The 17,780-nt window shown below is 73.0% G+C and carries 19 protein-coding genes; 6 read left to right on the forward strand and 13 right to left on the reverse strand.

Features of this window, described 5'->3' with window-relative positions:
* Nucleotides 1-100: 100 nt before the first annotated feature.
* From ACH4EB_RS36635 to ACH4EB_RS36650, 4 genes are all read left to right on the forward strand, one after another.
* The gene (locus tag ACH4EB_RS36635) at nucleotides 101-1,381 is read left to right on the forward strand and encodes a hypothetical protein (protein ID WP_398352761.1); all 1,281 of its coding nucleotides are present in this window, start codon (nucleotides 101-103) and stop codon (nucleotides 1,379-1,381) included.
* Nucleotides 1,382-1,447: 66 nt separating this feature from the next.
* Complete coding sequence (locus ACH4EB_RS36640) at nucleotides 1,448-2,011, forward strand: hypothetical protein (protein ID WP_398352763.1); 564 nt, start codon at nucleotides 1,448-1,450, stop codon at nucleotides 2,009-2,011.
* Between the two features lie 176 nt (nucleotides 2,012-2,187).
* A complete protein-coding gene (locus tag ACH4EB_RS36645) occupies nucleotides 2,188-3,678 on the forward strand; it encodes an exonuclease domain-containing protein (protein WP_398352764.1) in 1,491 nt (496 codons plus the stop codon).
* Nucleotides 3,678-3,968 (forward strand): hypothetical protein, encoded by a 291-nt coding sequence (locus tag ACH4EB_RS36650; protein ID WP_398352766.1) that lies wholly within the window; start codon nucleotides 3,678-3,680, stop codon nucleotides 3,966-3,968. The genes ACH4EB_RS36645 and ACH4EB_RS36650 overlap by 1 nt, the downstream gene beginning before the upstream one ends.
* A 105-nt stretch (nucleotides 3,969-4,073) precedes the next feature.
* On the opposite strand, the gene ACH4EB_RS36655 is transcribed toward ACH4EB_RS36650, so the two are convergent.
* Complete coding sequence (locus tag ACH4EB_RS36655) at nucleotides 4,074-5,732, reverse strand: hypothetical protein (protein WP_398352768.1); 1,659 nt, start codon at nucleotides 5,730-5,732, stop codon at nucleotides 4,074-4,076.
* A 209-nt stretch (nucleotides 5,733-5,941) separates the two neighbouring features.
* On the opposite strand from ACH4EB_RS36655, the gene ACH4EB_RS36660 reads away from it, so the two are divergent.
* The gene (locus ACH4EB_RS36660; protein WP_398352770.1) at nucleotides 5,942-6,478 is read left to right on the forward strand and encodes a J domain-containing protein; all 537 of its coding nucleotides are present in this window, start codon (nucleotides 5,942-5,944) and stop codon (nucleotides 6,476-6,478) included.
* A gap of 3 nt (nucleotides 6,479-6,481) precedes the next feature.
* Here the strand turns inward: ACH4EB_RS36660 and ACH4EB_RS36665 are convergent, their stop codons facing one another.
* From ACH4EB_RS36665 to ACH4EB_RS36720, 12 genes are all read right to left on the reverse strand, one after another.
* Nucleotides 6,482-8,653, reverse strand: a complete 2,172-nt coding sequence (locus tag ACH4EB_RS36665) for a hypothetical protein (RefSeq protein ID WP_398352772.1) — start codon at nucleotides 8,651-8,653, stop codon at nucleotides 6,482-6,484.
* 358 nt (nucleotides 8,654-9,011) lie between these two features.
* Complete coding sequence (locus tag ACH4EB_RS36670; RefSeq protein WP_398352774.1) at nucleotides 9,012-9,173, reverse strand: hypothetical protein; 162 nt, start codon at nucleotides 9,171-9,173, stop codon at nucleotides 9,012-9,014.
* Nucleotides 9,174-9,439: 266 nt separating this feature from the next.
* Nucleotides 9,440-10,024 carry a hypothetical protein gene (locus tag ACH4EB_RS36675; RefSeq protein ID WP_398352776.1) on the reverse strand — a complete coding sequence of 195 codons (585 nt, stop codon included), beginning with the start codon at nucleotides 10,022-10,024 and terminating at the stop codon, nucleotides 9,440-9,442.
* 178 nt (nucleotides 10,025-10,202) lie between these two features.
* Entirely contained in the window at nucleotides 10,203-10,367 is a 165-nt protein-coding gene (locus ACH4EB_RS36680; RefSeq protein ID WP_398352777.1) for a hypothetical protein, read from the reverse strand.
* 4 nt (nucleotides 10,368-10,371) lie between these two features.
* On the reverse strand, nucleotides 10,372-11,022 hold the full coding sequence (locus tag ACH4EB_RS36685) for a hypothetical protein (protein WP_398352778.1): 651 nt from the start codon (nucleotides 11,020-11,022) through the stop codon (nucleotides 10,372-10,374).
* 49 nt (nucleotides 11,023-11,071) lie between these two features.
* Complete coding sequence (locus tag ACH4EB_RS36690) at nucleotides 11,072-11,341, reverse strand: DUF6211 family protein (RefSeq protein ID WP_398352780.1); 270 nt, start codon at nucleotides 11,339-11,341, stop codon at nucleotides 11,072-11,074.
* Between the two features lie 182 nt (nucleotides 11,342-11,523).
* Complete coding sequence (locus ACH4EB_RS36695) at nucleotides 11,524-11,847, reverse strand: hypothetical protein (RefSeq protein WP_398352781.1); 324 nt, start codon at nucleotides 11,845-11,847, stop codon at nucleotides 11,524-11,526.
* 330 nt (nucleotides 11,848-12,177) lie between these two features.
* Complete coding sequence (locus tag ACH4EB_RS36700; RefSeq protein WP_398352782.1) at nucleotides 12,178-12,648, reverse strand: hypothetical protein; 471 nt, start codon at nucleotides 12,646-12,648, stop codon at nucleotides 12,178-12,180.
* A 127-nt stretch (nucleotides 12,649-12,775) separates the two neighbouring features.
* Complete coding sequence (locus tag ACH4EB_RS36705) at nucleotides 12,776-13,492, reverse strand: hypothetical protein (RefSeq protein WP_398352784.1); 717 nt, start codon at nucleotides 13,490-13,492, stop codon at nucleotides 12,776-12,778.
* Between the two features lie 101 nt (nucleotides 13,493-13,593).
* On the reverse strand, nucleotides 13,594-14,121 hold the full coding sequence (locus ACH4EB_RS36710) for a hypothetical protein (protein ID WP_398352786.1): 528 nt from the start codon (nucleotides 14,119-14,121) through the stop codon (nucleotides 13,594-13,596).
* Between the two features lie 76 nt (nucleotides 14,122-14,197).
* Nucleotides 14,198-16,036 (reverse strand): ParB N-terminal domain-containing protein, encoded by a 1,839-nt coding sequence (locus tag ACH4EB_RS36715; protein ID WP_398352787.1) that lies wholly within the window; start codon nucleotides 16,034-16,036, stop codon nucleotides 14,198-14,200.
* 655 nt (nucleotides 16,037-16,691) lie between these two features.
* Nucleotides 16,692-16,901 carry a hypothetical protein gene (locus ACH4EB_RS36720; RefSeq protein WP_398352788.1) on the reverse strand — a complete coding sequence of 70 codons (210 nt, stop codon included), beginning with the start codon at nucleotides 16,899-16,901 and terminating at the stop codon, nucleotides 16,692-16,694.
* A 264-nt stretch (nucleotides 16,902-17,165) separates the two neighbouring features.
* On the opposite strand from ACH4EB_RS36720, the gene ACH4EB_RS36725 reads away from it, so the two are divergent.
* Nucleotides 17,166-17,519, forward strand: coding sequence for a hypothetical protein (locus tag ACH4EB_RS36725; RefSeq protein ID WP_398352790.1), 354 nt, complete (start codon nucleotides 17,166-17,168; stop codon nucleotides 17,517-17,519).
* The last annotated feature ends 261 nt before the right edge of the window (nucleotides 17,520-17,780 follow it).

Consider the following 17,780-nt stretch of genomic DNA (forward strand, 5'->3'; position numbering starts at 1 on the left):
GCTGGCCGGGTGGCACGCTGGCCGGGTGCCCGGCCGGACCGGCGGCGTACCGTACGGCTAGGACGCGTGCGGCAGCGCCCAGGGCTGGGAGGTTGGACAGGTGGCAACGGACACCGTGGCGGCGCCCGGCGCCGTCCAGGACGCCGGAGGCGGCCCGCTGGCGGGGAGGGTACCCACGCCGGGCGGCTTCACCATCAGTCGGCAGGCGGCGGACTGGGCCGCGCGCGGCATCCCCCGCAACACCGGCCGGGCCCGTGAATCACGCGCCGGCCTGTACGAGGCGTGGTGCCGGGAGTACGGGCGCATCGGCACCGACGCGGGCGCCCTGGTCGACTACGCGGCGTACCTGGCGAGCCGTCAGCACCCGTCCGAGACGATCACCACGTACATCACGCCCCTGTACCACCTGCGGGCCATGTCCGGGCATCCGGTGCGTACGGATGAACGGCTGTTGGTCCAACAGATCATCAACGCCCGGTCCGCCGAGGAGGCCACGGCGCCCGACGGGCAGGGGGACGCCCTCCAGGCGACCGAATGCACGCGCGCGGACCTGGTGGCCATGCTCGCCACCCTCGACCGGGCCACGGTACGCGGCCGCCGGGACGCGCTCGCCCTGGTCCTGGCCTGGTACCTGGGCGCGCGGGCAAGTGAGGTGCCGGCCCTGGCGCTGAGGGACGTACGGCGCACCCGGGCGGTGCGGACCGACCCGGCCACCGGGGAGCGCACCGAGCGGGCCGGGCTGCACATCGTCATCCGTCGGTCCAAGACCAATCCGCACGGCAAGCGCCGGCACGTCGTGCGGCTGATGGCCCAGGACGATGTCACCTGCCCGGTCGCGGCGTACGACGCGTGGCGGGAGGTCCTGGCGGCGGCCGGGGTGGCGGAGCGGCCCGGGCCGCTGCTGCGGCGGGTGCGGGCCAACAAGCTGACCACGGCGGGGCGTCCGCCGGCGGACGCCCGCTGGCGGGAGGGGATCGGAGATCGCACCCTGCGCAACCTGATCGCGGAGCGGGCCGCGGCCGCCGAGCTGACCCGCCCCCTGGAGCCAGAGGAACGGCGACTGCTGTCCGTCCTGGACGAGCGGGCGGAGCTGGCGGCGGCCGCGCCGGAGCTGCACGACACGATCCGGGTGCGGCGGCGGCTGTCCCGCCGGGCCCTGCGCCGCGAACTGCCGCGCTACACCGGGCAATCGATGCGCCGCGGCCAGGTCCGTGACCAGCAGCGGCGCGGCGTGCCCCGGTGGGCCACCGAACTGCACTGCCGGTACGCGCCCGGCTCCACGGCGCTGGCCCGGTACCAGGATGACGAGCTGCCGTGGGACGCCAATCCCAGCAACCCGGCGGCCTCCTGGCTGCTGGGCGCCTGGGCGGCAAGCCGCTGACCTGCACAGTTGCGGGAAATCCTCAACGAGCGCGCCGAATTTAACGGTACCGTTTACTATTTCCTCATGGACATTGAGCCTATGACGATCTGGGTCACGGCCTCACAGGGGGCCCGCCTGGCGGCGATGAAAAAGCGTTTCCGTCTCGAAGAATCGGCGTACATCGAGGAACTGAAAGGGGAGGGGAAAACCTCGCGGGAGGCGCGCGCGGAGGCGGCTGCGCAGCGGGCGGAGTGGTGGCCGTCGGTCACGGATCTGGTGGCGGCCGCGGTGCGCCGGCGGCTGGCCGAACCGGACCTGGCCGGACCCTGGGCGCCGCTGTCGCGCGCGGAGCGGGCCCAGCTCGCGCTGGCCGGCGCGTGGCCGGGTCCGCACCCGGGCGGCCTGGTGGAGCGCAAGTACCAGTTCCCCTCGGACCTGGCGATGTCCTTGCGGACGGCGGCCTGGCGGGTGAGCGAACACGCCCTGGCGGAGCTGCGGGCCCGCGGCCTGGTCGGCACCGGGGACCTGGGGCTGAGCGGCGCCCAGGTGCGCACCCGGCATGAGCTGATCGAGAAGCTGCACCCGCCGGGGCGGATCGTGCGGCAGGCTCTGACGCGGCACGGCCCATGGACAGCCGACGAGGCATGAGCATGTCAAAGCGCGCCCTAATTTAACGGTACCGTTTTCTCGTTCACTTAACGCGCGCGCGGCATAAAGGGGCCTCTTTTCACCGCTAGACCGAATTGGCGAATTCTGTTGAATTGCTGCGGGAAGAGGTTATTGCTGCTAGCGTGAATTCCCTCGACATTCTTCGGGAGGCATGAGTGAGCACCACCACGGCGGCGGCCGCGATCCCGGCCGGCCGGACGGAGCCAGACCCGGACCGGGTCGCCAGGGGTAAGCCGTTGGCCCACCTTGACGGCGTTCCGGTCTACGGCTGGAGAGGGGCACCGCCCTACCTGCGGACCAAAACGCAACTGGCGGCGTCCCGGCTCAAGGTGACGGCGGAACAGGAGGCGGCCCCGCTGGCCTACGTCCGGACCCGTGACTACGGGGACGTACCTCTGCACGATCCGGCGGCCGCGGTGAAGATGAGGCCGCTGCCCTCCTCGACCAAGGCGAGGATGGCGGCGCGGCGTACCTGCTCACAGTGCGGCAAGGTGCGCCCCGTCGTCCTGCGCGGGCGGCCGTGTTCGGTGTGCCGGCAGAGAGCAGAAAAGGCAGAACAGCGGCTGCGGGCGCGGACGTGCGCGGGCTGCGGCACGGTCCGGGAGCTGCCCTACCCGAAGCACGGGCGCTGTCACGGCTGCCGCCAGGAACAGCTGGAGGCGAAGCGGGCCCGCATCGACGCGTGGCTGGCGGAGGTGACGGTGTGCGCCGGAGAGGGCTGCACGAAGCGGCGCGGCTCCAAGAAGGCGGCGCGGGCCTGGCTCAAGCAGCATGATTGGCTGCTGTCCCCGGCGAACCCGAACCTTCCGGACTCCTGGAACTCCCCGGGCTGGCCGCGCCGCTGTACGCCGTGCCAGAAGGCGCACGACGCGGAACAGACGCGGCGACAGGCCGAGAATCAGGCGCGGTACGAGCGCGAGGAGCGGGAGCGGCGGGAGCGGGAGCGGAGGGAGGCCGAGGAGCGGGTCCGGTGGGCCGCGGCCGCGCTGGCTGATCCGGGTGTGGTGGTTCTCGACACCGAAACGACCGGCCTGCATGAACAGGCGCGCCTCGTGGAACTGGCCGTGGTCGGCTCCAGCGGTGACGTGCTGCTCGATACGCTGCTGAACCCTGGTGAGCCGGTCGGGGACGCTTCCGACATTCACGGCATCACGGATGACATGGTGACCGGGGCGCCCAGGTTTTCGGACGTGCTCGTTCACCTGACGGCTCTGCTCGACCGCAAACGGGTCCTGATCTACAACAAGTGGTTCGATATCGCCCGGCTGCGGCATGAGCTGGAGCTCCACTACCGCGACCGCGCGGTGCGGGAAGCGGTCGAGGAGGCGGACCCGGCCGAAGTAGCACCGGAGGTCCTGCGGGAACGGGCGGCGGCTGAGGCGCGGCTACAGGCGGCGGCCTGGCTGGATGCCATGACGTTCGAGGACGTCATGATCCCCTATTCGGACTGGGTGGGGGAGTGGTCGGAGTACCACGGCAACAACCGCTGGCAGCCGCTGAACGGGGGGCACCGGGCGGCCGGGGACTGCCATGCGGTCCTGGCCTGCCTGCGGGCCATGGCGGAGGACGTCCCGGCGGCTTCCGGGGCTGACGAGGTGTCCGGCACGACGGTGGGGGAGGGCGGGCCGTGGTCCAGGTGCGCGTAATGAGCAGCGACAAGGAACGCGCCGAACGCGTCCTAGAGCTGTTGCTGGCGCTGATCGACGCCTCCGAGACGCTGACTGCCTCGGAGCCGGAAGAACTCAACTACCGCGGGGGCGGCGGGCTGCGTGTGGTGTTCGACGCACAGCCTGTCGGCGGCCGCGGCGGCCGGGCCGGCGGCCCGGAGGTGTCCGTACGGCTCGACCGGGAGGAGCGGCCCCGGCGGGAGCGGCGGCCGCGGGCCCTCGACGGGCGCCGCGGCGGCGGCCGCCGGGCGCTGGAAGGGCCACCGTAACCGGCCTTTCAGCGACGTCCCTGCGGACCACGGCGGCCGGAAACGCCCCGGATAACGGGCGTCTCCGGCCGCCGATCTACGGGCCCGGCGACCGGAAACGGCGCCTTACCCGTCCTGGCGGCGCTGCTGCCGGTAGGCGCGCAGGGCCGCCCGCAACCGCCGGGCCTCGTCGGTGGCGGGCAGTTTGATGCGGTCAGGGTCCAGGGCGGCCGCATGGTCCAGGGCCTCCTGGCGGCTCGGGTCGTCTCCCCAACGGCCCGCGGCGTGGAGCCGGTGCAGCACCCTGTACACGTGCTGGCTGATCTCGTGGTGGTGGGTCGAGGTCGCAAACGGGTATGAGGCGGTCACCAACTCCGCCTCAACGCCAGCCGCGGTGTTCTCCTCCTCGGCGGACGTGCCCGCGTCCGGTACGGACTCGGCCGGCTCCGGGGGCTGCTGGACGCAGGCGGCCTGGCGCTCGTCGTCGGCGGCCAGCTGGGCCGCGTACATCTCCAGCGCGGTCCGCAGGCGCCCGGCGTCGGCGGTGTCCGGCAGCTGCAACCGGTGCCCGGCCAGCTGGGCCACATAGGCGCGGGCGCCGGGGAGGGTGTCCGTGTCGCGCTCGGCCGCCGCCTGGCGCAGGGACCGCAGCAGTTTCGCGGCGCGCTCCCCCAGCTGCCGGGCGCCGGCCGGGGCGTCCAGGAACGGGGCGGCGGCGTGGATCAGCGCGGTTTCGGCGGCTGACAGGTCCCGGTCGGCGGCCTCGGCCAGGACCTGGCGCGTACGGGCGTGGGCCTGCTGCTCGGCGGCCAGGGCCTCCCGCGCCGCCTCGGCGTCGCCGGTGAGCTGGCGCACCACGCCTCGCAGCCTTTCGGCTTCGGTGGCGGCCTCGATCCGCCGCTCCTCGGCCGCGGCGGTCTCCCGCCGGGCCTCGCGGGTCTCTTCCTCGGCCCGCGACTGGGCCAGGGCGGCGTCCTCGGCCCGGCGGGCGGCGGCGTCCCGCTCCTTCTTCAGCTCGTCGCGGGCCTGTTCGGCGGCCGCCTGGGCGGCCTTGGCGCCGGCGGCCTCCTGGCGGGCCGCGTCGCGCTCGCCGCGCAGCTGCTCGGCCTCGGCCTGGCGCTCCCTCGCCAGTTCCTGGGCCGCCTCGCGGGTGCGGTCGGCGTCACTGCGGGCCCGCTTCTCGGTCTCCAGCTCGCTGCCCAGGTCCTCGATGCGCTGGCCGGCCTCCCGTACCAACCGGTCCAGCTCCCGTACCTCCTCCTGGGCCGCCGCGCGGGCCTGCTCCTCCTCAGAGATCCGTTCGGCCGCTTCGGTGGCGACGCGGTCCGCCTCCCGCTCGGCGGTTTCCTGGGCCTCCTCGGCGGCGTCCGCGGCCTCCCGCGCCGCCTCCAGCTGGAGGGTCAGCGACTGCTGTTCGGCGCGGGCCTCGACGGCGGCGCTCTCGGCGGTGGCGAGCTGGGCCCGTACCGCGGCCGGGTTCGTCTCGGCCCGCTCGCGCCGCAGTCCGGCGGCAACCCGCGACAGACCGGCCGTCAGGTCGATCAGCTGCTCGGTCAGGTCGCCGGGCAGGTCCGTGCCGGGCGCCCCGGCGGGGGCGTCCTCCACGGCCTTGCGCGCCCTGTAGACCAAGTCGCGGCACTGCTTCGAGCAGAACAGACGCGGGCGGCCGCGTCCGGCGCTGGCCTCTATGACGGTGCCGCAGTCCTCGCGGCGGCAGATCTGCACACGCTCCGCGGCGGGCGCGTCCCCGCCGAACTGGCCCCCGGGGGGCTCCTCTTGGGTCATGGCTCCATCCTACCGGAATTTATTTTCTTTCCGTCGCGCGGCGCAAATAAAATAAATAAAAGTATCTGTGACCGTTGAGGCAACGGTCACAGTTCGGATTTCTGTGACCGTTGGGGTAACGGTCACGGTAGGGTCGCGTGACCGTTACCCCAACGGGCGCATTTTCGTTGGGGTGCTGCACCGACACCACGTCAAGAAGGGGGCGCCCCGTGCCGGTTCGTCAGTGTGAGGAGTGCTTCACGGCGCTGCCCAAACAGGCCCGAGCGCACGCGAAGTACTGCGGCCCGACCTGCCGCAAGCGGGCCAGCCGCGGCGGGCCGTCCCGTGTGCGCAACACGGTCGCCTGGAGCTGCTGCGCCCGCTGCGGAGAGGCGTTCCAGTGGGTTCGGGCGCGGGCCGGGCACACCCGGTTGTACTGCTCCAACGCCTGTAGTCAGGCCGCGTACCGCCAACGCGCAAAGGAGGAACAGGAGGGTTTCTCGGACTGGTGGGAGCGGGTCAAGGACTCCTATGCCGGTGCCGGAGGATCCGCCGGCGGCCGCGCTTACGCCGATCCTGTGATGGAGGCGCGGCGGATCGTCTTCGAGATAGCGGACATGACCGACGACGGGACCGCGCCCACACTCAAGGCGGCCTACAAGGTGGCGGCGCGGCGCCACCACCCGGACCTCGGCGGCAGCACGCAGGCGTTCCAGCGCCTGGAGCAGGCGCGGCAGGTCCTCAAGGATGCCGGTCATTTCCGGTAGTCCTCACGCGGCCAACGGCAACTCCAGCTGCTCGGCCCGCACCTGCGGGCGCCCCAGGGCGGCCGGGTCCACCACCCGGCCGTCACGGGCCGACTGGTCGGCCTCGACCGCCAGGGCGGCCGCCCCGATCCGCGCCGCCTCGATCTCCCACGCGCGGGCGAAATCGGCCCGGCCGGGCCTGCCGGTGGCCGGGTTGCGGTGACGGGGGAACTTCCGGTGCTCGTGCGGGTCGTCACACGGCACGCTCTCCGGCTCGGCCCTCATGCCCTGCGCGCGCTTGTCCTTGATCGGCATCCGGCACCACGCGACGTCGGCCCAGAACCACCGGTGCACTTCCTGATCGATGCGGGCGGCCACGGCCAACTCCGCGGGCCGGGACGCGGTGCCCACCTGGGCGGACGCCTCGTACAGTGACCGCCCCGTCAGCTCCACCACCACGCGCCCCGTCCCGGACTCCTGATGGGCCCTCACCAGCCCTACCTCCTCCAGGGCCTCCAGGTGCCTCTGTACGGTCTCCCCCACGTACCCGGTGGCCTCCATGAGGTCAGCTGGCTGTACGCCCGCCTGAAGCGCTTCCAGAGTCCTCAGAGCGTGATGCCCGATGTGGTGCCACAGACCCGCCTGCTGCTGGGCAATCGTCTCCCTCAGCTGCTGCAACCGCCCCCCCCAAACAGTGACCGTTGGAACAACGGTCACACCCCCGCCCCCCTTCGGGGGGCGGGCGGCGTTGCACTTTCTGTCCGACCCGTGCTGACCAGGGAATTCGCTGTCGGTGGAGGGGCTGCCGGGGGCGCACCGGTGGTGCGGGTCGTCGGTGCAGCGGTGCGAGGTGGCCGCCGTGACGCGACGGGAGATTCCCGCCGCCCGCTTGGCCTCGGACACGGTGGTCAGCCAGCCATCATCACTGGCCCGCAGGTAGCCCAGGGCGCCGGTGGACTTGCTGCGGCCCATCAGTGTGCCCAGGGCGCGGATGTTGGCGCTGACGACCGGTGAGCCAGTGATCCACATCCGGTAGGCCACGGCCCGCAGCAGATCCCGTGTGGCGGGGCCGGAGGGGCGGCCCCAGTGGTCGGGGCCGGCCTGCTCGATGCGGGCGAGCAGATCGGCGGCGGCCTGGGCGCCCGGGCTGCACTCCCCGGAGTACTCGGCGCGGTCGGACGGGCGGCGCGGCAGGCGGGCGGCGTCCTCGACCGCCAGGAACCACGCCCGCTCGAAGCGGCGGGCCGCCTCCCGCTCGGAGAGTGCGGTACGCGTACCGGTTGACGGATCGGCGGTGGTGCGCAGCCACTCCAGTACAGGGGAGGCGGCGGCGTCCTCGACCAAAGTACGGGCGTCCTCGATGCGCCAGCCATTCACCGCGCACGCGCACAGCGCGGCGTGAACGGCGGCCTGGTGGGCGCCGGAGTCACTGCGGGGGGCGCGCTGGAGATAGCGGAGCGCGCGGCTGCCCAGTGGCCGCCACGGCACGTCCTCCAGGTACCGGTGTCCGTCCCCGTCGGTGCCGATCGACCGGAGCGGCTTCCCCCGCTTTTGGATCGACGGAGGAACACGGCGTGAGCGCGGTCCGCCGCTGCCCTTGTCCTGCGGAGCGTCCCGCTGGTGGTCGCGGGAGAGCAGTGCGGGCGCGGCCCCACCGGCGCGCACTTCGAGGGTCCTGAGCAGCGCCTCGTAGGCGGCGGGCGGCGTGCCGGGCCGGAGGATGGCTACGGCCTGCTCTACCGTGTGCTCGGTCAACTGCGCGTGTCCCTGCCCGGACCGGTGGGCGGCGCCCGGCGGCCGCAGCAGTCCGCCCGCGCCTTCGTTCAGGTTGCTGTTGTCCACGGTGGAGAACAGGACGGCCAGCAGCTGGCCGATGCGGGCCACCAGGGAAGGGGGCAGGCCAGGGAGACAGTACGTCCACAGGTGAATGCCACCGGACGGGCCGGAGGACACCGGTACGCACGCGATGCCGTGGGCCTCCAGCAGTGTCCGCACTTCGGGAGCCTGGCGGGCTACCTCGGCGCGGCCGCCCAGCGACACGTCGAGATCGACCGGCACGGCGATCGTCAGATCGGGCCGCTTGTCCTTCCAGCCGCGCTTTACGAGGTACATGGCGACCGGACGGACCGTGTCCACCTCGTCCACCGTCAGCTGTTCGCCGTAGCGGTTGGCCCAGGTGCCGTCCCCGTTGGGCATGGCAGCACGGACCGCCTTCCCTGGGGACAGAGCCCGGAGAAAAGTGGTCAAAACGTGCTGATGGGATGAAGTGACAGCGTCGACAAGTCGATCCCGTGACATGCCGGTTGAAGGCATACGGGTGCCGTCACCGTGGCGCCTTGCTACTATGGGAACCGCCTCGGTGCTAAATGAGCGCACAAAACCCCGGCCACGGCCCGGCCTAGGAAACCGGTCCAAACCGCGGCGAAGTGCTTCGTTGGTGGATCGGGAATCTCAGCCGTTAGGGCCTCTCACAACCGTGGGCTGGGATTCCGGGACTGGGGCACAGCGGCCGTCCGGGTAGGAAGTCCCGGACGGGGACGCTTTCCCCTTCAGATCAAACGGCCTCCCGGAGGGCTGCCCGCTCCTTGGCGGCGGCCTCTGCGCGTCGTTGCTTGTGGAGATTCACGATGGCCTGGCGGATCACCTCGGCGCCGCTGACGTTCATCTCGTGGATGAGTTCGCGGTAGGCGGCGTGGGCTTCCTCGTCGGGCTGCAAGACAGCAGATGCACGTACGGGCGCATCCGAACGGAAACGTCCTGTCCTTGTGGGGTGAACCACTCCTCGTACTCCTGCCATAGCCCGTGATCTTAGACCCCCGCGGGCAATGTTGGTACATCGTTTACGGCGAGTCGTCAGTTTCTTTTGTGCAGCCCGGTTTCAGGCGGGGTTTCCGTGGTCAGTGGTTGCGCCGGGCACGCCCCCGGCGCGCGCGTTGCTGCGCGCGCCGGGGGCGACGGCCGTGCGGGCCGCCGCAGTGCTGGTCAGTCCTGCGGCGGGGTCACCAGTCCCTCGCTGTCGATGATGTGTTCAGCGCCCGCGTCCACCGACACAAGGGCGATGGTGTGGCTGGCGCGGCACTGCGGGCACGGCTGGAGGTAGAGCGGGCGGCGGGCGGTGTAGTGGGCGGCGGCCTGCCATTCGGCCCGTGCGCCCAGCTTGGCGCCGTCGAACTTCGTGGTGACGGCAACACCGGCGCACACCTGTTCTTGGACCTCCCACAGGCGGGGGTTGTTGATGTGGTGACGGGCCGCCCTGATGACGTCGGCCGTGTCGATGGTCAGGTCGCCGGTGTCGCAGTACTCCAGTTCACGGGCGCCGGGGGCCGCGTCGTCGCCGTCGGGCGCGAGACGGAGGGTCAGCGCTTCGTGGGCGGCGGGGGCGTAGTTGACGGTGGCTTCCTGTCCGGCGCCTTCGCCGCAGATCCACAGTTCGTCGGGGGTGCCGGGGACGCGGAGGACGATGCAGGAACCGCCGCCGTCGGTGCGGGTGTAGGGCTGGTAGCCCTGGGCGGTGAGGCCGTTCGTGATGCGAGTCCCGGCGGTCATGCCGGCGTGGTCGGTCGTCACGTGGTAACTCCGGTGCTGTAGTGGTGTGTTGGCGCCCGGGTTGCCGCCCGGGCATGTCGGCCCCGAGGGTGGAGATTCCCTCCGGCCAACACCTCTATTTAACCACGTTTTTGACGGAATTGCAAGTTCCGTTTTTATTGTTTCCCCAGTTCAGGGCGGGTTTGGCGGGATGGGTGGCTTAGGCGTCGGCCCAGTCGCCGGGCGGGATGGGGGCGCGGCCCTGGGCGTCGCGTACGGCCTCGTCGGTGCAGCAGGCGCCGCAGATGATGCGGTCACGGGCGAGAGTGATCCGGGACCGGCCGGGGGCGATGCGGGGGCCGCCACAGCGGGGGCATGGGGGCATGGGTCTACTCCTCGGTGGGGTGCTGGCGGGCGGTGGTCAGGATGCTGGTCCAGGCGGCGTTGCTGCAGTGCTCTGGGTGCCGCTGGACCATGTGCTGGATCAGCTCGGTGGTGGTGGCGTCGGGGTGCTCGGCCAGGACCTGGCGGGCGAGAGTCAGACGGGGGTCGCCGGCGTAGGGGTGGGGCTGGGTGCGGGGGCGGCCGGGGTTGCCGCTGCCCTGGCCGCGGCGGCCGCGGCCGCGCTCGGCCCACGTCCTCATGCGCTCGGTCCGCCAGTAGGGGCGCCTGCGGCCGCTGGGGAGGTCCTGCCACGCGTCGGGCTCGGGGAAGCCGGGCGGGGGGTTGCGTACCCAGTCCATGACGGTGTGGGTGGTGCTGTGCCCGCAGATCCGCGCGAATTCCGCGGGTCCGCCCATCCCTGCCGGCGTCGGCGCCGGCTTCGCCTTCGGCGGCGTGGTGGTGTCCTCGGACAGCGTGCCCAGCCACTGGTCGAATTCGCGTGACGGCCAGTGCAGTGTGCGCGCGACGCGCACGGCCGGCGGGTGGCCGTTGGTGTCGCGGGCGGCCCAGTAGCGGCTGAGCGTGTTGGGTGAGAGGGAGTGCCGCGCGGCGAGTTCGGCGCGGGTCTCGTGGCGGCGGCCGTCTATGTAGCGCACGGTCTCAGGCGTCCTTTGTGGTGCGGCGCCGGGCGGGTTCGGCGGGCGGTCATGGGGTGGTCAGGGTCCAGGTGCGGGGCCCGTCGGCGCCGTACCGGGTGACGGTGCGGACGTCGGCGGCCTCGACGTAGGTGGCCCAGTCCCAGTATCCGGGTTCATCCGTGCTGAGGTTCAGCTCCAGCAGTCCGCCCAGCCCCATGTCGATGTCGGCGACGGTGTACGGGCCGGGGCCGGCGGCCAGGGCGCCGGGGTGCAGGCGGACGGTGTCGCCGGGGCGTGGGGCGGGGCTGTCGGGCAGGGGGCGCAATTCGTCTAGCATGGAGGTGGTGCCTCTCGTAGTGGTGAGGCGCCCGGCGCTATGGCCGGTCCCGGAGGGTATGCCGCCCTGCGATGGGGCCGGCCGCCGTTATGTCCGGGCGCGGTGCGCGGTGCTGGCGGTCGTGCGCGGGCCCGGAGCGGGCGGCGGCTCGGCGGCCGCGCCCGTCCCGGGCTGGGTGCGTGTCAGGCGTTGAGGTCGATCCAGACGATGCCGTACGGGGTCCGTACGAAACGGCTGGCGCATCCGTGGAGGACGTCGTTCAGGATGACGGCGGCGTCCTGGTGCTCGTCGCCGGGGTGGGCGCCGGAGGCGACGGCGCGGCGGATGGCGTCGAGGGTGTCTGTGCCGACGGCGACGACCGGCGGGCCGGTGAGGTAGTGGCGGTGGGTCTCGCGCAGCTGCTCGCGCCAGGCGGCGCGGGCCGCGGGGGTGTCGGGGCAGGGCGGGGTGGCGCGGGCCTCGGTGAGTGCGAGGTAGGCGACGGCGCGGGCGTGGTCGGGGAACATGCGGGTGGCTCCTGGTGTAGTGGTGGCACGGTTGCCGCCGTGCTGGGGCTGTGCGGGGTGCCCGGGGACGGGCCGGGGCCGTACGGCGATGTCCGGCCGCCCCTTTGGGGCGGCTTGGTGGACTCGACCCGCACGTACGGGCATGGCGCCCGCCGGGTGACGGACCGGCCGCCTGCGGCCGGGCCGGCGCCCGGTGGTGAACGCGCCATGCAAGGGGCGCCGCGCGGAGCGCGTCCTTTGTGCGCGGCCGCCGGCGCCGCGGGAAAGTGCGATGCCGGCTTTGAGGGTGTGGATAACCGGGGCGGCCGGTGGCCGCCCCGGTGTGGACGGTTACAGCTGACCGCAGATGCGGCACGCGCCCGGGGTCGTCTCGCGGGGCACCTCGTTGCGGGTGCGGCAGGTCTGGCACAGCCAGGCGGCGTACTCCCACAGATGCCGTTCGGCGGCGGCGGTGGCGACGGCGCGGGCGAGCGGGTGGACGTCGGGCCGGGCGGCAGAGAGCGGCTGCGACAGCTCGGCGGCAATGCGGGTGAACGCCTGCATGGGGAGGTTGCCCAGGGTCAGGGAGTGCAGGACCACGGCCTCGGCCGGGCGCAGATCGCGGACGCTGAGGCCGGGGGTGATCCTGCCCATGCCCCAGAACCACACGGGGGCGGCGGTGGCGGCGGCGTCGGGGTAGTGGGCCAGAACGAGACCGGGGCCGACGGGGCGGGTGCTGGCGTGGGCGAACACGTGAGGCTCGGGCCGTACGAGGGTGCCGACGGGCAGGGCCCGCGCGGGGAGTTCCAGCGTGTGGAGCATGGGGTTCTCCTGTGTGTAGTGGTGTGGTTGGCCGGGTTGCCGCCCGGCCGGGGCTGGGGGAGCGGCGCCGGGGCGTTGCTCCCTCCAACCTCTATATCTAACCACGTTTTGCGTGATTTGGCAATCCTCAGTTCGCGGTGCCGTCCAGCTTCCAGGTCACGCGGGCCAGGTAGGTCTGGGCGGTGCCCTGGTAGTCCTCGTGGGCGGTGACGGTGCCGCGCATGGTGATCCGGGCGCCGCGCGCCGGGAGGCGCTTGGTGCGGCTGGTGGTGGGCCAGACGAAGACGTTGTGGCTGTCGTCGCGCATCTTGACCAGGTACTTCGTGATCTCGTGGTACCCGTAGGTGCGGGTGCCCAGGGTGATCACTGCGGCGACGGTGACGGCGCGGGCGACGCGCTCGCCCTTGGCGCCCTGGGGGGTGGAGTGGGCGGCGTCGGCGGCGCGGTCGGCGGCGGCGTTGCGGCGCTGCTGGGCGCGGCGCCATGCGTGGGCGGCGGAGCACACGAGGGGGAGGTCCTGGGAGCGGACGCGTCCGGTGCGGACGGCGGCGGCGAGGTTGCGCCGGTAGTCGTCGGCGTCGTCGGCTCCGGCGCGGGCCCACGTGATGATGTCGGCGGCCTCGGCCGGGTCGTAGGCGGCCAGATCGAGGCGGGCCATCATGCGGGGCTCTCCGGTGTAGGAGTAGCCACAGAGGTAGGCGGCCACCTCGAATGCGGTGGGCACCATCTCCTCCCACTGGCGGGACGTGGGCTGGTAGTAGCCGCGCACGGTCATGACGGCCAGGGTGGCGTCCATGACGGCGGTCACGTCGTAGGTGGTGGGCTCGGTGCTGGTGTGCTGCATGACGGTGTGTCACTCCTGCTGTCTGTAGTGGTGTGGCGGCCCGGCGGGGGTGCCGGGCCGGTGGCCGGGGCGGGTTGCCGCCCGCCCCGGCCGCGACGGGGCTAGAGGTCGCCCCGGTCCCGGAGGAAGGCGGCGAACAGGGTGCCCGCCAGGGAGTCGCGGGTGCTGGGGGTGCGGCGGGCGTCCAGGGCCCCGATGCGCTCGGAGCGGTACAGGATGGGGAAGACGCGGCCGACCGGCGGGATCAGGAGGGCGTACAGCCCGTGGGGGGCGGATACGCGGACGGCGGCGGCCTGGTGGGTGTCGTCCCAGCCGACGGCGCGGCGGTCGGACGGGACGCCGAGATCGGCAAGGTGGTGGCTGATGGCGCGGGCCTGCATCACGTCGGCGGCGACGGCCGGGGACGGGGCCTGGGTGAGGGGGATGCAGCCGCACGGCCCGGCGGTGGTGTCGGCGGGTGCCTCGATGGCGTGGGCCGGGGCGGGTCCGGCGTAGACCGGGGCGGGGTGGGCCTGCTGGCCGGTGAGGATGACGGGCGGGCCGACGGCGGGGGTGACGGTGAGGGTGCCGTCCGGGTGGGCGTGCACAGCGCGGAGCGGGCCGGTGATGATGACGGGCTGTGTGATCACGGGGTGGTTCTCCTGGGGTAGTGGTGTGGGGCCGGTGGCCCGGGGCGGGTTGCCGCCCGCCCCGGGCCGGGCGGTGTCAGGAGGTGGCGCCGGGCTCCGGTTCGTCCTCGTCGCCGGTGTCCTCGGCCTGCTCGTCGGCGCTGGTCGGCTCGGCGGGCGGGGCGTCCTGGTGGCCGTCGCCGGGCTCGTCGTCGGGCTGGTCGGCCTCGTCCGGCGCGGGGGTGTCCTCGGCCTCGCCGGGCCCGCCGGTGAGGGGGGTTGCGGGCTGGTCGCCGGTGGCGTCCTGGGCGGCGGCTGCGGCGTCGTACGGCTGGTCGTCGCGGACGGCGGCCTCGATGGCCTCCGGCTCGTAGCCCAGCAGCGTCGTCAGCCAGTCCAGCCACAAAGCGGCCCCCTCGCGGATTTCGTTGTTGCGCTGGCCGTCGGTGCGCCACGCCTCGCGCCGGGCTTTGTCCTCGAACCCCCCGGCGAGGATGGCGAACTGGAGGACGGGGAGGCGCTGGGGGCTGGACTGCTGCACCAGCTTCACCAGGTCTGTTCCGGTCTTGACGCCCAGAATCTCGGCCGTGATCTCGTCGGCCCCGATGGCTCGTAGACGGTCGGCGGCCAGTCCCGGACGGGCCATCGTCATGGTGACGATGCGGGTCATTGCGTCGGTCCGCTTGCGGCTGACCTTGCCTGTGCAGATCTTCGCCAGGAACTGGCGGCGGACGGCGGCTGCCGCGTCCCAGTCAAGATTCCCCTGCTTGACGGCGGCCAAATGGGCCTTGCGGCGGGCCTTCTCCTGGGGCGTCTCCGCGCCCGTGGAAGCGGCGGCCGCGCCCTTGGCGTCGCCCGTGGCGGCGGCCTTGGCGGCGCGGTCGGCGGCGGCCTTGGCCTCGAACGCCTTGGTGTGCCCGTACACAGTGATGTTCTTGCACCACGGCTCGTAGCGGTCGGCGGCCTCGTCCAGTGCCCACACGTGGCCCTGGCACGCCTCGTGCCGCTTGGCGCTGATGCCGGGGATGTCGGCGACGCGGCGGGCCTTGGCTCCCAGGTCGTCACCCGTCACGATCGTGGCTCCGGCCCGGGTCAGGGTCTCCCGCTGCTCCTTGAGCCTCGCCGTGCGCTTGGCGACGAGCGTTTCCCGCTGGATCAGGTAGTCGATGTTGCGCTGGCCGTCGCTGAGCGCCTTCTCGACGGCCTTGGCGGCGTCGGCGCTGAGGTCGGAGAGGTCGGCGAGCGCGGCCATCTGGTCCAGGGTCAGGTCGTAGCGGGCGGCGGCGCGGACGGCGGCCTTGCTGCCTCCGGCGCGGATCGCCTTCTTCGCCTCCTTCTGGGTCCTGAGCCCTCCGGCGGCGGCGATGCGGCCCAGGTCCGCGCCCAGCTCGGCGGCGCCGAAGAGGGCGGCCGCCTCCTCAGCCAGGGACAGCCCTTCGCGGTGGCGGGCGGTGGTGACCATGTCGAGCCGCTGGCTGGCCTCGTCGCGCTCGTCCACCTCGTAGGCGACGTGGGTGCGTCCGGCCTGGCGGGCGGCGTCCACGCGGACGTGTCCGTCGGTGATCCGCCAGCCATCCCCGTCGCGCACCACCTTGACGGGGATGAGCACGCCTTCGGCGGCGACGCTGTTGACCATGTCGCGCGGCGCCTTGGCGCTCCGCCGGGCGTTGGCGGGGTGGGCGGTGAGCGCGTCCACGCGGATCACGGGGCGGGGGGTGTAGGGAACGTCGGTGAGTCCGGCGGCCCGTGCGGCGGCGGCGCGGCGGCGGCCTTCCCGGATCTGCGGCTCTCCGGTGAGCGCACCGGTGATCCACAGGGGCTCGGTGATGCCGTCGGCGCAGACGGACTCCGCCAGCTCCGGGTCCGGGTCGGGGAGGTCGCCCAGGTCGGCGACGGCGATGGTGGGCCACTGCTGAGCGAGTGCCTTGATGGCCATGCGGTTCTCCTGATGTGTAGTGGTGTGGGTGGCCGGGTTGCCGCCCGGCCGGTGTTGGAGGGGGCCTCCCCCCTCCAACACCTCTATCTAACCACGTTTTGTGCCAAGATTCAATTCCTGGACTGCACGTTTCCGCAGGTCAGGGCCTTTTTTGGGGGCTTTCCGGGTGGGTTTTGGGGGCCTGGCCGGGGCGGTGGCGCGGGTAGCGGAGCGGGCTACGGCGCCCGGCCACAGGGCGGCAGCAGGTGGCTCCCCCTCGGCCACGGGCGGGCGGGTGGTCTCCTCGCGCTGGCGCGTGCGGGACGGCGGGAGTACGGCGCCCGGCCCCGGCGGCGGGTGCGCCCGGCGGACGGTGCGGCCCCCGGCCCCCCACCCCTCCCGTAGCTGGCCTGTCGCGACGCGCACAACGGCGATATGGCCAGTCGGCGTGCGGCCCGCCATGTAAACCGCTCGTCGTAGCCGTGTTCTGTGCGTGGCTGTTGCCGCACGGGACACTGAGGTGATCGCCGTTTGGAGGGGAGTCGGGAATGGGGTATTTCCACAGCGGAGCGGAGGTCTACGCCGAGACACGGCGGGCTCTGGTGCGGCTCACGCGTCGGCTGCGGGGATGGTGCACCCTGCGGCGGTCAGTGCCTCGGTGATGCCGGAGCGGAAGTCACGGGCGGCGGGGCGGTGGGGCGGCGAGTATGCCGCGTTCCCGGTAGCGGGCGAGATCGGCGCGCATCCGGTCGGCGGCAGGGAGGGTGGTGGTTACGTCGGCTTGGGCGGCGCGTATCCGCTCGGCGGGTGCGGTGGCGGGGGTGTCGGGTGCGTCGGCGGGCCGGGGTTGGGGGCCGTGGCCGAGGGGCCGGCGTGTGGTGCTCATGGCGGGAGCGTACGGGGCGGGTCCGGTCGGCGGGGCGCGGGTGTGCTGATCAGGGCGACCGGGAATCAGGGGGTTGCCGGTCGGCCTGGTCCGCGGGAGTGCGGGCTGGTGACCGGGTTGGGGGTGGTTGTGGTGGCGGGTGGTCGGGTGCGGTGCGGGGCGCCGGGGTGCGGGAGGCTGCTGCCGGCGTCGTCGGCCGCCGGGCGGCCGCGAGAGTTCTGCGACGAACGGTGCCGGTCGCGTTGGCGGCGGTTCCGGGCGCGGGTGGCGCGTCGGGAGGCGGTGCGGGAGGCGCGCGGGGAGGCGTTGGAGGAGCCGCGGTACCTGCTGCGTACGGCGGCATATCGGGCATCGGCTGCGGCGCGGGCGGTGGCGGCGCTGGTGGATGCGGAGGGGCAGCGGCCGCCGTGGGAGACAGAGATGGGGTGGCGGGAGGGGTGCCCGGAGCGGGCGGCGCGGTGGACGCGGGCGGCGGTGGCGCTGGAGGATGCGGCCGCCGCGGTGATGGCGGCCGCGGTGGCAGCGGACCGGGCGGCGGGGGATTCCTGGGCGGTGGTGGGGGAGGCGCTGGGCGTGAGCGCGGATACGGCTGCCCGGCGGTACCGGCCGCTGGAGTGAGGCTGTGGCGTGTCCTGCGGCGCTTCGACGGGCCGTCTGCCTATGGTGGGAGGGCCCCGCACGACCGGGGATGAACCGACAGGTATTGAGTGATCGGTGGCCGACCCCGCGTGTCCGGGGATGAACCGGCGAAGAGGTTATTTGCGCAGGTACCCCGCGTGTCCGGGGATGGCTGACGGTGGTTCGGGCAGCGGGATCACGTCGTACCAGTCACCGCCGATGTCCCGGCCGATCCGGGCGGCACGGTAGCGAACGGCGATC

The sequence above is a fragment of the Streptomyces sp. NPDC018045 genome (genome assembly GCF_044327445.1).
Lineage (GTDB): Bacteria > Actinomycetota > Actinomycetes > Streptomycetales > Streptomycetaceae > Streptomyces.